Raw genomic sequence first — 21,169 nt, forward strand, 5'->3', positions numbered from 1 at the left:
ACCCTGACCAATCCTGCCGGCACCCCGGTGACCGTAACCTTGAGCAATGGCTCGGTCATCACCATCGACGCTGGTAAAACCACCGGCACCGTGACCGTTCCGGCGCCGGCCGATGACGTCTACAAAGACGCAGGCAAGGTTGAAGTCACGATCAAGGACGCGTCCGGTGGCAACTTTGAGAACCTGGTGCCAAGCACTGTTCCCGCTGTCACCGAAGTCACTGACACCATCGACACCACCACGGTGAAACTCACTGCGACCGAATCGGCGGCTGAGGGTGGCACTGTCACTTATACCGCTACCGTTGGCGCGCCAGTGACCGGCTCGCCTGTCACCGTAACCCTGTCCAACGGTCAGTCGATCACCATCGAAGTGGGCAAAACCACTGGCACCGTGACCACCACCGCGCCGAACGACGCACTCAACGGTCACGAACCGCTGATCAACTCGATCACCGGCGTTTCCGGCGGTAATTACGAAAATCTGGTGGCCGACAAGACTCCGGTTTCGACCACGGTTACCGACGTTGCCGACACCACCAACCTGACCCTGAGCGCCACTAGCACCGTCGCCGAGGGTGGTTCGATTGTTTACACCGCGACCCTGACCAATCCTGCCGGCACCCCGGTGACCGTAACCTTGAGCAATGGCTCGGTCATCACCATCGACGCTGGTAAAACCACCGGCACCGTGACCGTTCCAGCCCCGGCCGATGACGTCTACAAGGATGCCGGCAAAGTCGAAGTGACCATCAAGGATGCGTCCGGTGGCAACTTCGAGAACCTGGTGCCAAGCACCGTTCCGGCCGTCACCGAAGTCACCGACACCATCGATACCACCACGGTAAAACTCACTGCGACCGAATCGGCAGCTGAAGGTGACACTGTCACTTATACCGCTACCGTTGGCGCGCCAGTGACCGGTTCGCCTGTCACCGTGACCCTGGCCAACGGTCAGTCGATCACCATCGAAGTGGGCAAAACCACTGGCACCGTGACCACCACCGCGCCGAACGATGCGTTGACCGGCAATGCGCCACTGACTAACTCGATCACTGGTGTGAGCGGCGGCAATTACGAGAACCTCGTTGCCGACAAGACCCCGGTTTCGACTACGGTCACCGACACCGTCGACACCACCAACCTGTCGTTGACTGCGACCGGTACCGTGGCCGAGGGTGGTTCGATTGTTTACACCGCGACCCTGACCAACCCGGCGGGCACGCCGGTCACCGTGACGCTGTCGAACGGTGCCGTAATCACCATCGAAGCCGGTAAGACCACCGGCACCGTGAGCGTTCCAGCCCCCGCCGATGACGTTTATAAAGACGCGGGCAAGGTCGAAGTCACCATCAAGGATGCAACCGGCGGCAACTTCGAGAACCTGGTGCCAAGCACTGTTCCAGCTGTTACCGAAGTCACTGATACCATCGACACCACTACGGTCAAACTGACCGCGACCGAGTCGGCGGCTGAAGGCGGTACCGTCACTTACACCGCGACTGTCGGCGCTCCGGTAACCGGATCGCCTGTGACCGTAACCCTGTCCAACGGTCAGTCGATCACCATCGAAGTCGGCAAAACCACCGGCACCGTGACCACTACCGCGCCGAACGACGCACTCAACGGTCACGAACCGCTGATCAACTCGATCACCGGCGTGAGCGGCGGCAACTACGAAAATCTGGTGGCCGACAAGACCCCGGTCAGCACCACCGTGACCGACACCGTCGACACCACCAACCTGACTCTGAGCGCGACGCCGGAAGTCAACGAAGGTGGCCAGATCACCTACACCGCGACCCTGACCAACGCTGCCGGCACTCCGGTGACCGTAACGTTGAGCAACGGCGCCGTGATCACCATCGAGGCCGGTAAAACCTCCGGCACCGTGACCGTCGATGCACCAAAAGACGACGTCTACAAGGACGCCGGCAAAGTCGAGGCGACCATTTCGACCGCTACCGGCGGTGGGTTCGAGAACCTAGTGCCGAGCACTGTTCCGGCCGTGACCAACGTCACCGACACCATCGACACCACCACGGTGAAACTCACCGCGACTGAGTCGGCGGCTGAAGGCGGCACCGTTACTTACACCGCTACCGTCGGTGCGCCTGTCACCGGTTCGCCTGTGACCGTGACCCTGGCCAATGGTCAGTCGATCACCATCGAAGTCGGCAAAACCACTGGCACCGTCACCACCACTGCGCCAAACGATGCGCTCAACGGTCATGCGCCACTGACCAACTCGATCTCCGGCGTGAGCGGCGGTAACTACGAGAGTCTGGTGGCCGACAAGACGCCGGTCAGCACCACCGTGACCGACACCGTCGACACCACCAACCTGACCCTGAGCGCAACTGGCTCGGTAGCCGAGGGTGGTTCGATCGTTTACACCGCGACCCTGACCAATCCGGCCGGCACTCCGGTGACCGTGACCTTGTCGAACGGCGCCGTGATCACCATCGAGGCCGGCAAAACCACCGGCACCGTGACCGTCGACGCACCGAAAGACGACGTCTACAAAGATGCGGGCAAAGTCGAAGCAACCATTTCGACCGCCACCGGTGGCAACTTCGAGAACCTGGTTCCGAGCACCGTTCCAGCCGTAACAGAAGTCACCGACACCATCGACACGACGACCGTGAAGCTGACCGCTTCCGAAACGGCCGCTGAAGGTGGCACCGTTACTTACACTGCCACCGTTGGTGCTCCTGTGACTGGCTCGCCGGTCACCGTGACCCTGGCCAATGGTCAATCGATCACCATCGAGGTGGGCAAGACCACTGGCACCGTCACCACCACTGCGCCAAACGATGCGCTCAACGGTCATGCGCCACTGACCAACGCGATCACCGGCGTGAGCGGCGGTAACTACGAAAATCTCGTCGCTGACAAAACGCCGGTCAGCACCACCGTGACCGACACCGTCGACACCACCAATCTGTCGCTGACCGCGACCGACAGCGTGGCCGAAGGCGGCTCGATCGTTTACACCGCTACCCTGACCAACCCGGCTGGCACCCCGCTGACCGTGACCCTGTCGAACGGCGCCGTGATCACCATCGAGGCCGGTAAAACTACCGGCACGGTGACCGTTCCAGCACCTACCGATGACGTTTACAAAGATGCCGGCCAAGTCGAAGTCACCATCAAGGATGCAACCGGTGGCAACTTCGAGAACCTCGTTCCGAGCACCGTTCCAGCCGTAACAGAAGTCACCGACACCATCGACACCACCACGGTCAAACTGACCGCGACCGAGTCGGCGACTGAAGGCGGGAACGTTACGTACACCGCGACCGTGGGTGCACCTGTCACCGGCTCGCCAGTGACCGTCACCCTGTCGAACGGCCAGACCATCACCATCGAAGTGGGCAAAACCACTGGCACCGTGACCACCACCGCGCCGAACGATGCGCTGACCGGTCATGCTCCGCTGACCAACGCGATCACCAACGTGAGCGGTGGCAACTACGAAAATCTGGTCGCCGACAAAACTCCGGTCAGCACCACTGTGACCGACACCATCGACACCACCAACCTGTCGCTCAGCGCGACCGGCACCGTGGCTGAGGGTGGCCAGATCACCTATACCGCGACCCTGACCAACGCCGCTGGCTCGCCAGTGACCGTGACCTTGTCGAACGGCGCCGTGATCACCATCGAGGCCGGCAAAACCACCGGCACCGTGACCGTCGACGCACCGAAAGACGACGTCTACAAAGATGCGGGCAAAGTCGAAGCAACCATTTCGACCGCCACCGGTGGCAACTTCGAAAATCTGGTGCCGAGCACCGTTCCGGCCGTGACCGAAGTCACCGACACCATCGACACCACTACGGTGAAACTCACCGCCACCGAGTCGGCGGCTGAAGGCGGCACCGTTACTTACACCGCGACCGTGGGCGCACCTGTGACCGGTTCGCCCGTCACCGTGACGCTGTCCAACGGTCAGTCGATCACCATCGAAGTGGGCAAGACCACTGGCACCGTGACCACCACTGCGCCAAACGATGCGTTGAACGGCCACACGCCGCTGACCAACGCGATCACTGGCGTGAGCGGCGGTAACTACGAAAACCTCGTAGCTGACAAAACCCCGGTTTCGACCACCGTCACCGACACCGTCGACACCACCAATCTGTCGCTCAGCGCGACCGGCACCGTGGCCGAAGGCGGCTCGATCGTTTACACCGCTACCCTGACCAACCCGGCCGGCACCCCGCTGACCGTGACCCTGTCGAACGGCGCTGTCATCACCATCGAAGCTGGCAAAACCACCGGCACCGTGACCGTCGACGCACCGAAAGACGACGTCTACAAAGACGCCGGCAAAGTCGAAGCGACCATTTCGACCGCCACCGGTGGCAACTTCGAGAACCTGGTCCCGAGCACTGTTCCTGCCGTGACCCAGGTCACCGATACCATCGACACTACCACGGTGAAACTCACCGCCACCGAGTCGGCGGCTGAAGGCGGCACTGTCACTTACACCGCCACCGTGGGCGCTCCTGTGACTGGCTCGCCAGTGACCGTGAACCTGTCGAATGGCCAGAGCATCACCATCGAAGTGGGTAAAACCACCGGCACCGTGACGACCACGGCGCCTAACGATGCACTCAACGGCCACACGCCGCTGACCAACGCCATCACCAACGTGACGGGCGGCAACTACGAAAATCTGGTGGCCGACAAGACGCCGGTCAGCACTACCGTCACCGACACCGTCGACACCACCAACCTGTCGCTCAGCGCGACCGGCACCGTGGCCGAAGGTGGCTCGATCACTTACACCGCAACCCTGACCAACGCCGCTGGTTCGCCAGTGACCGTAACCTTGTCGAACGGCGCCGTGATCACCATCGAAGCCGGCAAAACCACCGGCACCGTGACCGTTCCTGCGCCAGCCGATGACGTCTACAAGGACGCCGGCAACGTGCAGGCCACGATCACCAATGCCACCGGTGGCAACTTCGAAAATCTGGTCCCGAGCACTGTTCCTGCCGTGACCCAGGTCACCGATACCATCGACACCACCACGGTGAAACTCACCGCCACCGAGTCGGCGGCTGAAGGCGGCACTGTCACTTACACCGCCACCGTGGGCGCTCCTGTGACTGGCTCGCCAGTGACCGTGAACCTGTCGAACGGCCAGAGCATTACCATCGAAGTCGGCAAGACCACCGGCACCGTGACCACCACCGCGCCTAACGACGTGCTGACCGGTCATGCACCGCTGACCAACGCCATCACCGGCGTGAGCGGTGGTAACTACGAAAATCTGGTGGCTGATAAAACCCCGGTTTCGACAACCGTCACCGACACGGTCGACACCACCAACCTGTCTCTGAGCGCTACCAACTCGGTCGCCGAGGGTGGCTCGATCACATACACCGCCACACTGACCAATGCCGCTGGCTCGCCAGTGACCGTGACCTTGTCGAACGGCGCCGTGATCACCATCGAGGCCGGTAAAACCACAGGCACCGTGACCGTTCCTGCTCCAGCCGACGACGTCTACAAGGACGCCGGCAACGTGCAGGCCACGATCACCAACGCCACGGGCGGCAATTTCGAAAACCTGGTGACCAGCACCACGCCAGCAGTGACCAGCGTTACTGACACCATCGACACCACCACCGTGAAGCTGACCGCAACCGCAACAGCGGCCGAGGGTGGCACCGTCACTTACACCGCTACCGTGGGTGCGCCGGTGACTGGCTCGCCGGTAACCGTGAATCTGGCCAACGGTCAGTCAATCACCATCGAAGTCGGCAAGACCACGGGCACCGTGACCACCACCGCGCCGAACGATGCGCTCAGCGGCCATGCGCCGCTGACCAACGCGATCACTGGCGTTACTGGCGGCAACTACGAAAACCTCGTGGCCGACAAGACACCGGTCAGCACCACCGTCACCGACACCATTGACATCACCAACCTGACGCTCAGCGCGACCGGCACCGTGGCCGAAGGTGGTTCGATCATCTACACCGCAACCCTGACCAACGCCGCTGGCTCGCCAGTGACCGTGACCCTGTCGAACGGCGCCGTGATCACCATCGAAGCCGGTAAAACCAGCGGCACCGTGACCGTTCCTGCGCCAGCCGACGACGTCTACAAGGACGCCGGCACTGTTCAGGCAACAATCAAGTCGGCCACCGGTGGCAACTTCGAAAACCTGGTGACCAGCAACACACCGGCCGTGACCAACGTCACTGACACCATCGACACCACCACCGTGAAGCTGACCGCGACCGCAACAGCGGCCGAGGGTGGCAACGTTGTCTACACCGCCACTGTCGGTGCGCCGGTGACTGGCTCGCCAGTGACCGTGACTCTGTCGAACGGTCAGTCGATCACCATCGAAGTCGGCAAAACCACCGGCACCGTGACCACTACCGCGCCGAACGACGCGTTGACCGGCCACGCTCCGCTGACCAACGCCATCACCAACGTCAGCGGCGGCAACTACGAAAACCTCGTGGCCGACAAGACACCGGTCAGCACCACCGTCACCGACACCATCGACACCACCAACCTGTCCTTGAGCGCCACCAACTCGGTCGCCGAAGGTGGCTCGATCACTTACACCGCAACCCTGACCAACGCCGCAGGCTCGCCAGTGACCGTGACCCTGAGCAACGGTTCGGTGATCACCATCGAAGCGGGCAAGACCACCGGCACCGTGACCGTTCCTGCGCCAGCTGACGACGTCTACAAAGACGCCGGCAACGTGCAGGCCACGATCACCAATGCCACGGGCGGCAATTTCGAAAACCTGGTGACCAGCAACACACCAGCCGTGACCAGCGTCACCGATACCATCGACACCACCACCGTCAGCATCACCGGCAGCACCTCGGTGACCGAAGGTCAGACCGCAACCTACACCGTCAGCCTGACCAACCCGGCGCAAACCGAAGTCACCCTGAAAATCGTCTACAGCGGCACCGCCGCCGACGGTTCGGACTTCACCGGGGTGTACACAGTGAAGATCCCGGCAGGTGCCAGCAGCGCGCAGTTCAACGTTGCGACCATCGATGACAAGATCACCGAAGGCACCGAGAACTTCGTGGTCAAGATCGATTCGGCCACCGGCGGCAACTTCGAGAACCTGGCAGTCAGCAGCACCAATGGCAGCGTCAGCACCTCGATCATCGACAACGATGCGCCACCGGTCATCGACCTCGACGCCAACAACTCCAGCGGTGCAACGGGGGCCGACTACAAGGTGACCTTCACCGAGAACACCCCGGGCGCGGGCGTGTCGATTGCCGACACCGACATCAAGATCACCGACCCGGACAGCACCATGCTGACCGGCGCCACCGTCGTGCTGACCAACCGTCAGGACGGCGATGCGCTGAATCTGGGCAACAGTGTCAACGGCATCACCATCAACGCCAACAGCACCAACGGCACCGTCACCCTGACCCTGTCGGGCAACGCGACGCTGGCCGATTACATGCAGGCCATCAAGAACATCAGCTTCACCAACAGCAGTGAAGACCCGAGCACCGTGCCACGGATCATTACCGTGACCGTGACCGATGGCGGCAACTACTCCAACACCGCGACCACCACGGTCAACGTGGTGGCGGTCAACGATGCGCCGGTCGCTGCACCGGTCAACGTCACCGGCACTGAAGACACCCCGCTGATCCTCGGCTGGTCGACCTTCGGCGTCAGCGATGTCGACAGCCCGGCCAGCAGCCTGGGCGTGAAAATCACCCAGCTGCCGGGCGAAGGCAAACTGCAGTATCTGGACGGCTCGACCTGGAAAGACGTCGCCAACAACCAGACTTTCAGCAAGGCCGATATCGACGCCGGCAAGCTGCGCTTCCTGCCGGATGCCAACGAGTCGGGTGTGAACGGTTACGGTGGCAATGGCGTTGGTAACAATCAGGCCGACTACGCGCAGATCAAATTCCAGCCAACCGACGGCCAGTTGCTGGGCAACACTGGCACCATCAAGATCGACATCACGCCGGTGGCGGATGCACCGACCCTGTCGGTGGCCGACAACAGCGTGAAGTCCACCGGGCTGATCAAGGAAGTCTGGACCGGTCTGTCGGGCCTGGGCACTGATGGCAGCGGCGCCAACTCGACCACCCTGAAAAACGTGATCGACGGCGCAGGCAAGCCGAACACCAGCGGTACCGTGAACAACGTGCAGTCCGACGGCAGCGTGACCGCCGGCACCGCGTCGAAAACCTCGGGCCTGATCTATCTGGAAGCCGGCAAGACCTACACCTTCAGCGGCACCGGTGATGACAGCCTGCTGGTGACCATCGGTGGCAAGAACGTGGCGTCCACGACGTGGGGCGCGGGCGGCAACCTCAACGGTTCGTTCACCCCGACCACCAGCGGCTACTACACCCTGGACATCTACCACCACAACCAGAGCGGCCCGGGCAGCTACGACGTCAACCTGTCGGTCAACGGCAGCACGCCGATCGACCTGAGCAGTGCCGGCGTGCCGATCTACACCGGCGTGCAGGATCTGGTGAATGCCGGCGTGACCGTCTCCGATCTGCACGGCAGCAACGGCGAAGGCTATTACGACGGCTACAAGCTCAACACCGGCGCCGAAGGCACCACGGTGAAACTGTCGTCGATCAGCACCGCGCTGACCGACACCGACGGCTCGGAAACCCTGAGCATCAAGATCAGCGGCGCACCGGTCGGTTCGGTGCTCAGCGATGGCGCAGGCCACAGCTTCACCGTGACCGCCACCAGCGGCGACGCCAACGTCACCGGCTGGAACCTCGGCACCCTGACCGTGACCCCGCCGACCTACTACAACGGCCAGTTCAACCTGACCGTGACCTCGACCTCAACCGAACAGGTTGGCGGCTCGGCCAGCACCACTGCAACCATCCCGGTCACCGTGGTGCCAGCGGTGTACAACGCGGTGGTCGCCACTTCGGCTGACGACACCGTCACCGGCACCGACGGCAACGACATCATCGTCGCCGACATCGGCGGCCTGACCGTGGTGCCGGGCACCAACTACAACATCGCGTTCATGGTCGACAGCTCGGGCAGCATGAGCGCCTCGTCGATCAACGCCGCCAAGGACTCGCTGACGTCGGTGTTCAACACCCTCAAGCAGAGCCTGGGCGGCAGCAACTCGGGGACGGTGAACATCTTCCTGGTGGACTTCGATACCCAGGTCAACAAGTCCGTATCGGTGAACCTCAACGACCCGAACGCACTGACCTTGCTCAAGGCCGTGCTGGACTCGATGTCGTCCGGTGGTGGCACCAACTACGAGGACGTGTTCAAGACCACCGCCAACTGGTTCCAGAGTGCCGAGGCCGTGGCCAACACCGGGGCGAAGAACCTCACGTACTTCATCACCGACGGCCAGCCGACCTACTACCAGAGCAACGAGTCGACCAACCCGACGCTCTACGGCAACAAAACCCTCGATAGCCTGATCACCACCAGCAACTATCAGTTGGGCAAAGCTGTCAGCCTCTACCCGGACAGCTCGCACCAGATCGACATCAGTGCCTCGGGCTACGTGACGGTCTGGACCAAGTCCGGCGGCAACTGGTCGTACCAGAACTTCGGCACCTTGCACGCCCAGGGTGACGGTACTTACGAGTTCTCGAGCCTGGCGGGCAACGGCAGCAGCACCACGACGACGACCACCGATAACGCCAGCAGCGGTTTCGCCTTGCTCAACGGTTTGTCGAACGTTGAAGCCATCGGCATCAACAGCGGTGTCAGCCTCAACGACCTGAAACCGTACGATTCGGACAAGACGCCACAGACCAACATCGATCCGAAGGACCTGGCCAACTCGATCATCGGTCACACCGAAGCGACGATGCCGGGCAACGACACCGTCAGCGGTGGCGACGGCAACGACATCCTGTTCGGCGACCTGGTGAGCTTCAACGGCATTGCCGGCGAGGGTTATCAGGCAATGCAGGCGTTCGTGGCCAAGGAAACCGGGGTCGACGTCAGCAAAGTCACCACCAGCAACGTGCACCAGTACATCACCGAGCACTATCAGGCGTTCGATGTGTCCGGTGCCCACGACGGCAACGACACGCTGCTGGGCGGCGCGGGCAATGACATCCTGTTCGGCTCGGGCGGCAACGACCTGCTCGACGGCGGCAAGGGCAATGACATCCTGCTCGGCGGCACGGGCAACGACACGCTGATCGGCGGTCAGGGCAACGACATCCTGATCGGTGGTTCCGGTGCGGACACCTTCGTCTGGAAGGCGGGCGACACCGGCAACGACGTGATCAAGGACTTCAAGGCCAGCGAAGGCGACCGCATCGACCTGCGCGACCTGTTGCAAGGCGAGACCGGCAGCACCATCGACAACTTCCTGAAGATCACCACGGTCGACGGCGTGTCGTCGCTGCAAGTCAGCTCTGGCGGCAAGTTCAACTCGGGCGATGCCGCGGCCGCGACACCGGACGTGACGATCAAACTGGAAGGCAACAACTGGTCGAGTGCCAACATTCACAACCTGATTGCCGGCAGCGATCCGACCATCAAGGTCGACCACAACAACAGCTGATGCGTGAACAACGGCCGCCCCACCGGGGCGGCCGTCACGTTTGCGGCACTTGAACCGGTGACGATTGCGTCGGCGCACCGCATACTCGCGTGCAGTTGGCTATGCTGCTGACAGCATGACGCTGGTCCATTTCCGAGGGATGCTCAATGTTTTACGTGCAACGCGATGCGCAGGGTCAGTTGATTCGCGTGGAAGCTGCGGCCTACGCCGAGGCCACGGAAACACTGCCGGCCGACCACCATGAAATCCAGGCCTGGTACGCCAACGAGGCCGTGGAGAACAGCCTCAAACAGCTCAAGCAGAGCGACCTGGAAATGATCCGGGTACTCGACGACCTGATTCAGGTACTGACCCAGAAAGGCGTGATCCGCGTCACCGACTTGCCTCCGGCGGCCCAGGCCAAGTTGATGGACCGGACCCAGGCGCGGGAAGCGCTGGGCGGGTTGAGCCAGTTGATTGATGAGGATGAGGGCGGGTTGATCTGATTTGCCTACAGTCGATCGTTCCCACGCTCTGCGTGGGAATGCCGCCCGTGACGCTCCGCGTCATATCGGTGTCTGACGCGACACCGACGGTGTGACTGGAACGCCGAGCGTCCCTTTATGCATTCCCACGCGGAGCGTGGGAACGATCAGTTTGGCGCTGCATTATTTCCAGGGCTTGGGCTCACCGAACAGCTGCCCCTGAACCCCATACAACCCCATCTCGCGAATCACCGACAATTCCCCTTCCGTCTCGACCCGCTCGGCAATCAACGGCAGATCGATGCTGTGCGCCGCACGCTGGATCGCTTCGATGAACAGGCGCTTGTCGCTTTCCTGATCGATCGCCCGGATGTAGCTGCCGTCGATCTTCAGGTACGCCAGCCCCAGCCGCGCCAGGTTGCCGATCATGCTGAAGCGCCCGCCGAAACGCTGCAGGCTCAGGGAGAATCCAAGCTCGCGCAGGCGGCGGGTCAACTGTTCCAGCACTGCTTGCTCCGGCAATTGTTCCTCGCCGATTTCCAGGGTCAGGCGCGCACCGAGGTTGGAATGCGCCCGCAGAATCTCGAACACTTTGTTCAATGCCTGCGGATCGGCCAGGGTCGCCGAGGACAGGTTCAGCGCCAGCGATTCTTCATGTCCGGCCATCTGCTCCAGCACCCGTTCGAGCATCAACCGATCCAGTCGCGCGGTCCAGCCGAAGCGCTCCAGCCACGGCAGGAAGCGCCCGGCGGGAATGGTCTGGCCCTGCTCGTCGAGCAAGCGCGACAGCACTTTGTAATGCAGCACCAGTTGCGTGTCCTGCGCCGCCACCACCGGCTGGAAGAACAGCTCGAAACGCCGCTGGTTCAGCGCCTGATCGAGCAAGCGATGCCAGGCGTGGTGATCGTCACCGACGTCTGCCACCAGGCTCTGATCGAGGCACGCCCAGTTCTGCTCGCCCTGCCCTTCGGCCTGGGCCAGCGCCTGATCGCCGAGGCTGAGGACCGCTTGCGGCGAATCGCCGTGAGCGAACGGTGCCAGGCCGATAGAAGCCACGGCGGCCACGTCGGTGGCACCTGTCGCGTGCAGGCTGCTCAGGGCGCTGTCGAGATTCTGCGCCAGTTGCAGCGCCTCTTCGCGGGTCAGCCCCGGCGCCAGCACGGCGAATTCACCACCACGGATACGGGTGACGAGGTTCTGGGTTTCCGGGTATTTGGCGCACTCGCGGGACAGCTGCTCGCCGACCGCTTTCAACAATTCATCGGTGCGCTGACCACCAAGGCGCTGGTTCAGACCAGCCAGATCCTTGACCCGCAACAGCAGCAGATAACCGGAACTGGCCTGCTCCGGATTGCTCACCCGCGCATTCAGTTGCATCTCGAAATAACGCCGGTTGGCCAACCCCGTGAGGTTGTCCTGATAGGACTCGGTGCGCAGTTTTTCACTGCGTTCGGCCTGCTCCTGGAAAAGCGCCTTGAGCTTCTCGACCATCTGGTTCATCGCCAGCACTACGCGGCGCAACTCAGGCGTGCGCGGCAGGTCCGGCAGGCTGAGGAATTCGCGGCGGGCGATGGCGTGGGATTGTTTGACCATGTAATCCAGCGGCTTCAATTGCCGACGCAACAACAACGCGCCCAGCACCGCACTCACCGCGCCGCAGACCAGCAGCCAGCCAAGGCTGCCGAGTGCGCTCTGCCAGAGCTTGGCCAGGGCGAACATCGGATGGCTGACCACCTCGACCCGCGCCGCCTGCTCCCAGCCACGGCTGACCAGCGCATCGCCACCGGCCGGCTCCAGGCCGATCAGCTTGACGAACCAGTCGGGCACGTTGGTGACCGCCGGAATGCCGTTGCGCTCGACGATGGTCTGGTCGGTCTTCAGGTCGACCACGCGGATGCTCGAGTAATAACCGCTGTCGAAGATTGAGCTGACCAGCAGCTCGACCATCGCCGGGTCATCGATGTTCGGCGTCAACGACAGCGCCAGCGCCGTGGCCGCATCCTGGGCGTGGGAGCGCAACTGGTTGACGTACTGGGTGCGCGAGCTCTCCAGACTGACCATGAAGCTGCCGGTGAAGGCGACCACCAGGAACAGACAGATAGCGATCAACAGCTGTTTGAACAAAGACATCTGAGCGCGTGCTCCTAGTTAGTCGTCTCGACCGGGAATCCTTCGGCCTGCATTTTCTTCAACACATCCTGCCAGCGTGACAGGCGTTTGGTGTCACCGACCTTCTTGTTGCCCTTGGCGCCCGGCAGGTACAGCCCTTCGGCATTGAAAGAGTAGACCGGCAGCAAATCGGTCCGCTCGGCGGCCGGCTTGATCGGGTCGATCAGGCTGTCGAGCACCAGCGGCATGGCGTCAGGGCTGGAATAGTAAGTCAGGACCATGTGCGCGCGGTTCTGGCGCAGCGCTTTTACGTAGGTGATGCGCAACTTGTCACTGGCCACACCGAGGTGGCGCAGGCTGAAATACTTGGCGATCGCATAGTCTTCGCAGTCACCGGCGCCTTTCCACAAGGCTTCGATGGGGGTTTCCCAATAATCAACCTCGTGCCACAGATCGATGTCTTCGACGTAGCGCATCTGTTTGTTGAAAAACAGGTTCACCACCTTGAGCTTTTCCATCTCGCTGACCTGCTTCTGCGTAGCCAGCAGATTCTGCCAGGCGTCGATCCGCTGTTGCCCGGCGCCCAACGGCCCGTATAGCGCCGTGGCTTTGCGGCTGATCGCGGAAAAATCCCAATCGGCATGCAGACCGCCCAGCATGATGCCGGCCAGCAGCAGCGCGCCGGCAAGCCAGCGCGCAATCCGTGGGATCGCGAAACGTACCGCCAATGCAAGGCATCCAGGGTAGAGAGGAAAGCGCTTGATGGTGAAGGTTAGCCCAGCAAAAAACAATGGCATCCTGAGATCATCGCTGGCGCGCTAAACTTCAGATGTGACAGGGTTCTTCTACACGGTTTGACAACCTGTAGAGCAATCACTAGTGTCCTTTGGATCCAAATCCGCAGTCATAGGGTGTGCAGTTGTGACCCAGAAGCCCAAGCCACTCCACAGCATCAAAGTCGACGGCCCGATTCCCGCGCATCTGGCGCGCTCGGTCATTGAAGAAACCCTGCGCGCCGCGATTCTCGACGGGCGCCTGCCCTGCGGCACCGCCGTGCGCCAGCAGGATCTGGCCGACCTGTTCGGTGTCAGCCGCATGCCGGTGCGCGAAGCCTTGCGTCAACTCGAGGCACAGGGCCTGCTCAACGTCACTGCCCACAAAGGCGCCGTGGTGGCGCCGCTGATTCAGGGTGACGCAACGGAAACCTACGAGCTGCGCATCCTGCTGGAGTCCGAAGCGCTGCGCCAGTCGATCCCGCTGCTGACCCCGGCCGACCACGAACGCGCCGCCAGCTTCATCGAAGAGCTGGAAAACGAACACGACTACACCGAAATCGGTCGGCTCAACCGTCTGTTTCACATGGCGCTCTACAGCAAGGCGCCCAATGGCCGGCTGTTGCGACTGGTGGAAGACGGCTTGAACGAAGAAGAGCGCTTCCTGCGCTTCAACCTCGAGGCCATGGGCCTGGGCAAAATTTCCCAGGACGATCACCGCGCGTTGTTGCAGGCCGTGAAAGAGCGTGACACCGCGCACGCCGTGACACTGCTGGAGCAGCACCTCAACCGCGGTGTCGAGGTCATCACCCGTTACCTCGCCAGCTCCGCCGGCCAAAGCCGCAAAGCGGCGCACTGAATCCTCCCTCCCGGGTGAGCCTCCACTCACCCGGCGAATAACCCGCTTACAAATCCCCCCTCCGCTCGCGGTCATTTGCCGTGGCACATCGACGCCTGCGCTCTAACCTCCCTTCTGCTTTGAACAGCCCGGAATTTGCACCGCAAGGAAGTCATTTTCGACGATAGCCGCGGCGCCGATTTACGCGCACCCTTGAATCGCCAACCCAATATAGAACGGGGACGCGCCGCCCCGGCAGCAGTCCCCGCACCAGGAACCTACGGAAGGAGCCTTGTCACGGGAACAGGAAGAAACGGCGTTCTTACAGCCCGACTTCATCCCCTCATATCAATTCGATTACTTAACTTGAAAGTTGCTTCGAGTGAGGCATTCACTCTTGTCGTTCAATTTTGGCCATTAAACGCCGAAAGGAGCAACTACGCCCAAATAAAACTTAACTTATAAGTTTTATCAGCCCCACTCATACTTCAAAAACAGCCAACTAAAAATAATTAAAAATAAACTTGTTAAGTTGTTTTGCGATGTATTAGTTTTTCTTCGTCGAGTTTGGATCCGAAATCACCAACCCGGCACAACCTTGCAGTACGGCCTCGTTTGTGACGGCTTTTACCGTCCTCCGCTGTCCCGGGCCCTTCAGACATTGCCTGTTTTCATCGAATCCGAATGAGGCTGTCGTTCGCCTGGAGAAACTTGTTCACCGTAGTTAGCAAATGGTTGAGAAATCCCTATTTCCCTATTAGCCAGAGTCTCGCAACCATGCCAACCAAAGAGCAACTTACACTCAAAAAATCCGAACTTAGCGTTCATCCAATCTTCTCTGAAATCGATTCACTGGCGACATTGCGCCGGTTCATGGAGTCCCATGTATTTGCCGTCTGGGACTTCATGTCACTGACCAAGCGTCTGCAGCAGGAACTGACCTGCACCCGTCTGCCGTGGTTGCCACCACGGGACCCGCACGCCGCACGACTGATCAACGAAATCGTGCTCGGGGAAGAATCTGACGATCGGCTGTCACACGGGCATTACAGTCACTTCGAACTGTACCTCGATGCGATGCGCGAAGTCGGTGCGGACACGACGGCGGTGGAGCGCTTCGTGACGCTGCAACAGGAAGGCGTGAGTTACGACGTCGCCCTGCAAAGCGTCGAGGTCGATCCGGCGGCGGCGCGGTTCGTCCGTGACACGTTGCACACCGCGCTGCATGCGCCGGGGCACAGCGTGGCTGCCGCCTTCCTGCACGGTCGCGAGAGCGTGATCCCGACCATGTTCCAGCGCATGCTCGATGCCTGGGGCATCGGCGTCGAACAGGCGCCGACCTTCCGCTACTACCTGGAGCGACACATCGAAGTCGACTCCGAAGACCACGGCCCTGCCGCAGAGCAACTGCTGGACCGACTGGTGGACGGCGATCCGCAGCGCGAAGTCGAGGTCTACGCCAGCGCCATCGCCGCCGTGGAAAGCCGCATCGCCCTGTGGGACGGCTTGCGCCTGAGCATGCGCGAACCGCTGGCGGAGGTGGCCCAATGAATGCCGCCGACTATCAGTCTTTCGCCGATGCCTGGGAAAGCCGCGCGACCATCCGCACCCGGCCGCGCCGCGTGCTGGAGGACGATGCGCGGCTGATCTATCCGCTCAGCCGCCAGCCGTTGGTGCTCAGCGAAACCTTCCTGCGCGAATGCCCGCAGCAGCGTGATTTCGCCCTCGTGCAGACGCTGTACAAATTCATCAACGACGTGGTGATTTTCGAGACCGAAATCGTCGACAAAACCGCCCGCAGCATCGCCAAGAACCGCTTCGCCGTTACCTTCCCGTTCGCCTGTCGTTACGACGCCATGACCGTGGTCGTGGACGAGGATTACCACGCGCTGGTGGCGATGGATTTCATGCAACAGACGGTGGCCATGACCGGCATCGAACCGATCGAGTTGCCGAATGAAATCGAACTGAGCCGGGCGATTCCGGCAGCCGTCGAACTGGCTCCGCCACACCTGCGCAGCGCCGTGGAACTGATCTGCGTGGCCATCGCCGAGAACACCGTGACTGGCGACGTCGCGGCGTTCGCCCGGGACGACACGGTCAAGCCGTCGATCAAGGGCTTGATGGCTGATCACTTGCTCGATGAGGGACGGCACTCGAGTTTCTGGGCGCGGATGGTGCGCATCTACTGGCACACCGCGAACGATGCGGATCGCGAATGCATCGCGCAGATCCTGCCGGTGTTCATCGGCCATTACCTGACCAACGACATCCAGAAGTCTTTCGACCTGCGCCTGATCGACGCCCTGCCGGTCAACGACGCAACCCGCTGCGCACTGAAAGACGAGATGGCCGGGCTGGCCTTCCCGATCAATCGCCACCACCCGCTGGTGGGCAACATCGTGCGGTTTTTTCACAACAGTTCGCTGCTCGACACACCGTGCGTGCAGCACGCCCTGCGCGATTACCTGGTTTGACAAGGAGGCTGACATGAGACGTCTCGACATTTTGCTGAGGGGCCGCAGCCAGGCCTTGACCGACCTGGCGCAGGAGCTGGAACAACACGGTCATTCATTGCTGACAGAGATTGCTATGTCGGTGGACCTGGTGATCGATGACGGCAGTCTTGCGCCGCAGGATCACGGCCCGACACCGCACCTGAACTTGCGTCTGGGTATCGGCGCAACGGGCGTCGGCGGTTTGCCGGTGCTTGATCTGCTGTGCCTGTGCAACACGACACTGCTGAGCCGCGTGCCCATCGCCGACGAACCGTCCGGTAACGGTCAGGCCCTGCGCCAGCGAACACTGGCGCAGGTGGTGGACGAAGTGGCGCTGCTGGTCAGTCGTTTTTCCCGCGATGCCGAGTATTTCCAGCACGCGACAGCGGCCCGTGCGCCGGACTTCGAGCAGGTGGAAAACCTGCTGTTTCTCGACGGCCTGGCTTACGTCCATCGCCTTAATGCCACGGCCAATCCGGGCTTGTTGCAACAGGCGCAGATCCCGGTGATCGAGCGGCTGCAACAGAGTCTGATCGAGCACGCTGAACGCCCGGCGCTGCACCTCGCCGAGCAGTCGATCAGCTACCGCCAGTTGCATGATCACAGCCGTGCAATCCAGCAACGCTTGCTGGCAATGCTGGAAACACAACCACAACCGTGGGTGGTGGGGATTTGCCTGCCGAAATGCGATGCGCTGTTTGCTTCGATCGTGGCAATTCTCGGCAGCGGCGCGGTGTATTTGCCGCTGGAACCGAGCCATCCGCTTCAGCGCCAGCAGTACATTCTGGAAAACGCCGGGGCTGTATTGTTGCTGCACGACGGCGAACACCCGCTGAGCGGTTCGATGCCGGGGCTGGATGTCTGCCGCATCGACCGTACTGACGCCGATCTATCGCAACCGTTGATGCTTCGCCGGCCCAGACTCGACGCGCCGTGCATGGCGCTCTACACCTCGGGCACTACCGGGCACCCGAAGGGTGTGCTGCTGAGTCAGGCGAACCTGGCCCACTTCACCGCGTGGTACGCCGACTATGTGCAGCTGCGGGCCGAGAGCCGGGTGCTGCAGTTCTCGTCGCTGAGTTTTGACTCGTCGCTGATCGACATTTTCCCGACCTTGCTCGAAGGCGCGGAACTGGTGGTGCCCGACGACAACCAGCGCCGCGATCCGCTGCAACTGGTGGCGCTGATTCGCCGTCGGCAACTGACCCACGCGTTCCTGCCGCCGGCGCTGTTGAGCATCCTGTCGTTGGAACAACTGCAAAGCGTCGGGCAAATCATGACTGGCGGCGACGTCTGCGAGCCGTTCGTGATCGAGCAACTGACGCGCCAAGGCAAGCTGCACAACCTCTACGGCCCGACCGAAGCCACGGTGCTGATCACCGCGCGGCAACTGCAACCGGGCGACGGCAATCGCACCCTCGGCGGGCCGATTGCCAACAGTCAGGTGCTGATCCTCGATGACGATCTGCAACCGGTGCCGGAGCAAACGGTGGGCGAATTGTTCATCGTCGGCCCGGGCGTGTGCCTGGGTTACCTGAACAATCCGCAGCAGACGGCGGAGCGCTATCTGCACCTGGAGCTGCCGGACGGCCAGCGTCTGCGCGCCTACCGCAGCGGCGACATGGCCAAGTGGGGCGAAGACGGCATCGAGCTGTGCGGGCGCCGCGACAATCAGGTGAAGATCCGCGGTTTCCGAGTCGAGCCGGAAGAGATCGAGCGGTGCCTGCGCGAGAGTCAGCTGTATCGGCAAATCGCCGTGGTGATCGACAGTCAGCGGCGAATTCTGGCGTTCCTTGCCCAGCCGCAATCGGATGCCGCGCGGGAGTCTTTGAAAGCTCACGCGCAGCAGTTTTTACCCGACTACATGCAACCGGTGGCATGGACGGAACTGCCGAACATGCCGTTCGCCGCCAATGGCAAAGTCGACCGCAAGGCCTTGCTGGAGCTGCCGATCAGCGTGCAGGACAGCGGCCCCAAATGCCTGCCGGCCAACGCCGACGAAGCGCTGCTGCTGGAGATCTGGGGTGAGTTGCTGGAGTTGCCGGCCAGCGACATTTCCACCGACGAAAGCTTCTTCAATCTCGGCGGGCACTCGATTCTGCTGTCGCGCATGCTCCTGCGTCTGCGGGAGGAATTCGGTCGCAGCATTTCGATCAACCGCTTCATCGAACTGCCGACCATCACCAAGCTCGCCACCCTGGTGCGCGGCACCGATGACAGCGCGGTGCTCAGCGCCCAGGCGATGGCCGACGCCGAGCGAGCGCTGGACATCGAGCCATTGCCGATCAGCCGCATGGGCGATGTGCACAAGGTGATCGTCACCGGCGCCAACAGTTTTGTCGGCGTGCACATCATCGAGGCGCTGCTGGGATGGGGCGCCAGCGAAGTGGCATGTCTGGTGCGCGACGGCGGCGGGCAAACCGCGGCGCAGCGCTTTGCCCAAGCGCTGCGAGAGAACCGGCTGGAGCATCTGGATTTGAGCCGGGTGCGGGTCTATTCGGCGGACATCAGCCGGCCGCAACTGGGCTTGGCCGATGACGATTTCGAGCGACTGGATCGCGAGTTCGGCGCGCTGGTGCACAACGCTGCCAACGTCAATCACGTGCTCGATTACGAGTCGTTGGCGGCGGACAACGTCGAGCCGATTTTCGAACTGCTGCGGCTGTGCGAAGGGCGCAGCAAGAAGGTGTTCAATTTCGTCTCGACGCTGTCGGCCTCCAGCACCGTCGACGACGCAGGCCGGGTGCTGGAACTACCCGCCGCACCGACGCCGCCGATCTACATCCGCAACGGCTACAACCTGTCGAAATGGGTCGGCGAACGCATCCTCGAACGGGCCCGGGAGCGTGGGGTGCGGGTCAATCTGTACCGGCCCGGCAACATCAGTTTCAACAGCCTCAGCGGCGTCTGCCAGCCGCACAAGAACCGTTTGATGCTGATGCTCAAGGGCTCGATCCAGCTCGGTCAGGTGCCGGCCTTCGCGCTGAATTTCGACCTGATGCCGGTGGACTTCCTCGCCCGCTTCATCGCCTTTCACGCCAGCCGTTACTCGGCCGAACGGGCGGTGTTCAACCTGCATAACCCGGAGCCTCTGAGCTGGGATGCCTACGTCGCGTCGTTCCGCGAAACCGGCAGCGAGTTTTCGCTGGTCAGCGTCGCCGACTGGCAACAGCAACTGGGCCGGGTCGATGCCGACAACGCGCTGTTCGGTGTGCTCGGTTTCTACCTCAACGGCTTTGAGGAAGACATCGGCGACATCTCCCTGATCGGCCACGCCAACGCCCAGGCCGGCGTGCAGCAGATGGGCGCGCACTACCCGGAAAAATCCCCGGCGCTGCTGCGTCGCGGCTGCGACTACCTGAAAGAAATCAACTTCATCTGACTCATCAACCAAGGAGCAACACCATGAGCAATCTTCAACCCGACACCCTGATCAAAAACCCTCACGGCTGCCACGTCGTGTCTTCGGTGGAAGTACCGGTGGACGCCAATGAGGTGTGGTCGGTAGTGGGCAAGTTCGACGGTTTCGACCGTTTCATTCCGGCCCTGTCGCACATCGAAATGACCGGCGAAGGCGTGTCTTCGCTGCGCAAGAAGTTCTTCAAGGATGGCAACGTCGTGGTCGAGCAACTCAACTCCCGGGATGACCAGGCGCTGAGCATGACCTGGACCACGATCTACAACACGCTGGGCGTGGCCAATCTGTGGGCGGCGATGAATGTGGAATCGCTGGGCGCGGGCAAGTCGCGGGCGACCTGGACGATCATTGCCGAGCCAGCAAGCGGTGGGCCCGAGGCACTGCCGGGGTTCAAGGATTTCGTGCAGGGCTTTGCCGATGATGCGATGGGCAATGTGCTGAAGCTGTTTGTGTAAGGCTTCAGTTCTGCGGTGATTGAGCCACCGCTATCGCTGGCAAGCCAGCTCCCACAGGTTCCC

9 protein-coding genes are annotated in these 21,169 nt (G+C 61.9%); 7 read left to right on the forward strand and 2 right to left on the reverse strand.

What is annotated here, in order from left to right:
• Window positions 1–10,551 (forward strand): immunoglobulin-like domain-containing protein (locus CAF77_RS11695; RefSeq protein WP_085713963.1); only part of this gene is annotated, 10,551 nt, incomplete at its 5' end.
• Between the two features lie 146 nt (window positions 10,552–10,697).
• On the forward strand, window positions 10,698–11,036 hold the full coding sequence (locus CAF77_RS11700; RefSeq protein WP_039773037.1) for a hypothetical protein: 339 nt from the start codon (window positions 10,698–10,700) through the stop codon (window positions 11,034–11,036).
• A 162-nt stretch (window positions 11,037–11,198) separates the two neighbouring features.
• Here the strand turns inward: CAF77_RS11700 and lapD are convergent, their stop codons facing one another.
• Window positions 11,199–13,145 carry a cyclic di-GMP receptor LapD gene (gene lapD, locus CAF77_RS11705; protein ID WP_064382648.1) on the reverse strand — a complete coding sequence of 649 codons (1,947 nt, stop codon included), beginning with the start codon at window positions 13,143–13,145 and terminating at the stop codon, window positions 11,199–11,201.
• 14 nt (window positions 13,146–13,159) lie between these two features.
• Entirely contained in the window at window positions 13,160–13,852 is a 693-nt protein-coding gene (gene lapG / locus CAF77_RS11710; RefSeq protein WP_064382647.1) for a cysteine protease LapG, read from the reverse strand.
• A gap of 193 nt (window positions 13,853–14,045) precedes the next feature.
• On the opposite strand from lapG, the gene CAF77_RS11715 reads away from it, so the two are divergent.
• From CAF77_RS11715 to CAF77_RS11735, 5 genes are all read left to right on the forward strand, one after another.
• Window positions 14,046–14,756 carry a GntR family transcriptional regulator gene (locus CAF77_RS11715; protein WP_085654506.1) on the forward strand — a complete coding sequence of 237 codons (711 nt, stop codon included), beginning with the start codon at window positions 14,046–14,048 and terminating at the stop codon, window positions 14,754–14,756.
• A gap of 756 nt (window positions 14,757–15,512) precedes the next feature.
• Window positions 15,513–16,286, forward strand: coding sequence for a DUF3050 domain-containing protein (locus CAF77_RS11720; protein ID WP_064382645.1), 774 nt, complete (start codon window positions 15,513–15,515; stop codon window positions 16,284–16,286).
• The gene (locus tag CAF77_RS11725; RefSeq protein ID WP_064382644.1) at window positions 16,283–17,212 is read left to right on the forward strand and encodes a diiron oxygenase; all 930 of its coding nucleotides are present in this window, start codon (window positions 16,283–16,285) and stop codon (window positions 17,210–17,212) included. The genes CAF77_RS11720 and CAF77_RS11725 overlap by 4 nt, the downstream gene beginning before the upstream one ends.
• A gap of 13 nt (window positions 17,213–17,225) precedes the next feature.
• The gene (locus CAF77_RS11730; protein ID WP_064382643.1) at window positions 17,226–20,615 is read left to right on the forward strand and encodes a non-ribosomal peptide synthetase; all 3,390 of its coding nucleotides are present in this window, start codon (window positions 17,226–17,228) and stop codon (window positions 20,613–20,615) included.
• A gap of 23 nt (window positions 20,616–20,638) precedes the next feature.
• Entirely contained in the window at window positions 20,639–21,106 is a 468-nt protein-coding gene (locus tag CAF77_RS11735) for an SRPBCC family protein (RefSeq protein ID WP_064382642.1), read from the forward strand.
• Window positions 21,107–21,169 lie beyond the last annotated feature (63 nt).

The organism is Pseudomonas sp. R15(2017) (genome assembly GCF_002112685.1).
Classification (GTDB): Bacteria; Pseudomonadota; Gammaproteobacteria; order Pseudomonadales; family Pseudomonadaceae; genus Aquipseudomonas; species Aquipseudomonas glycinae.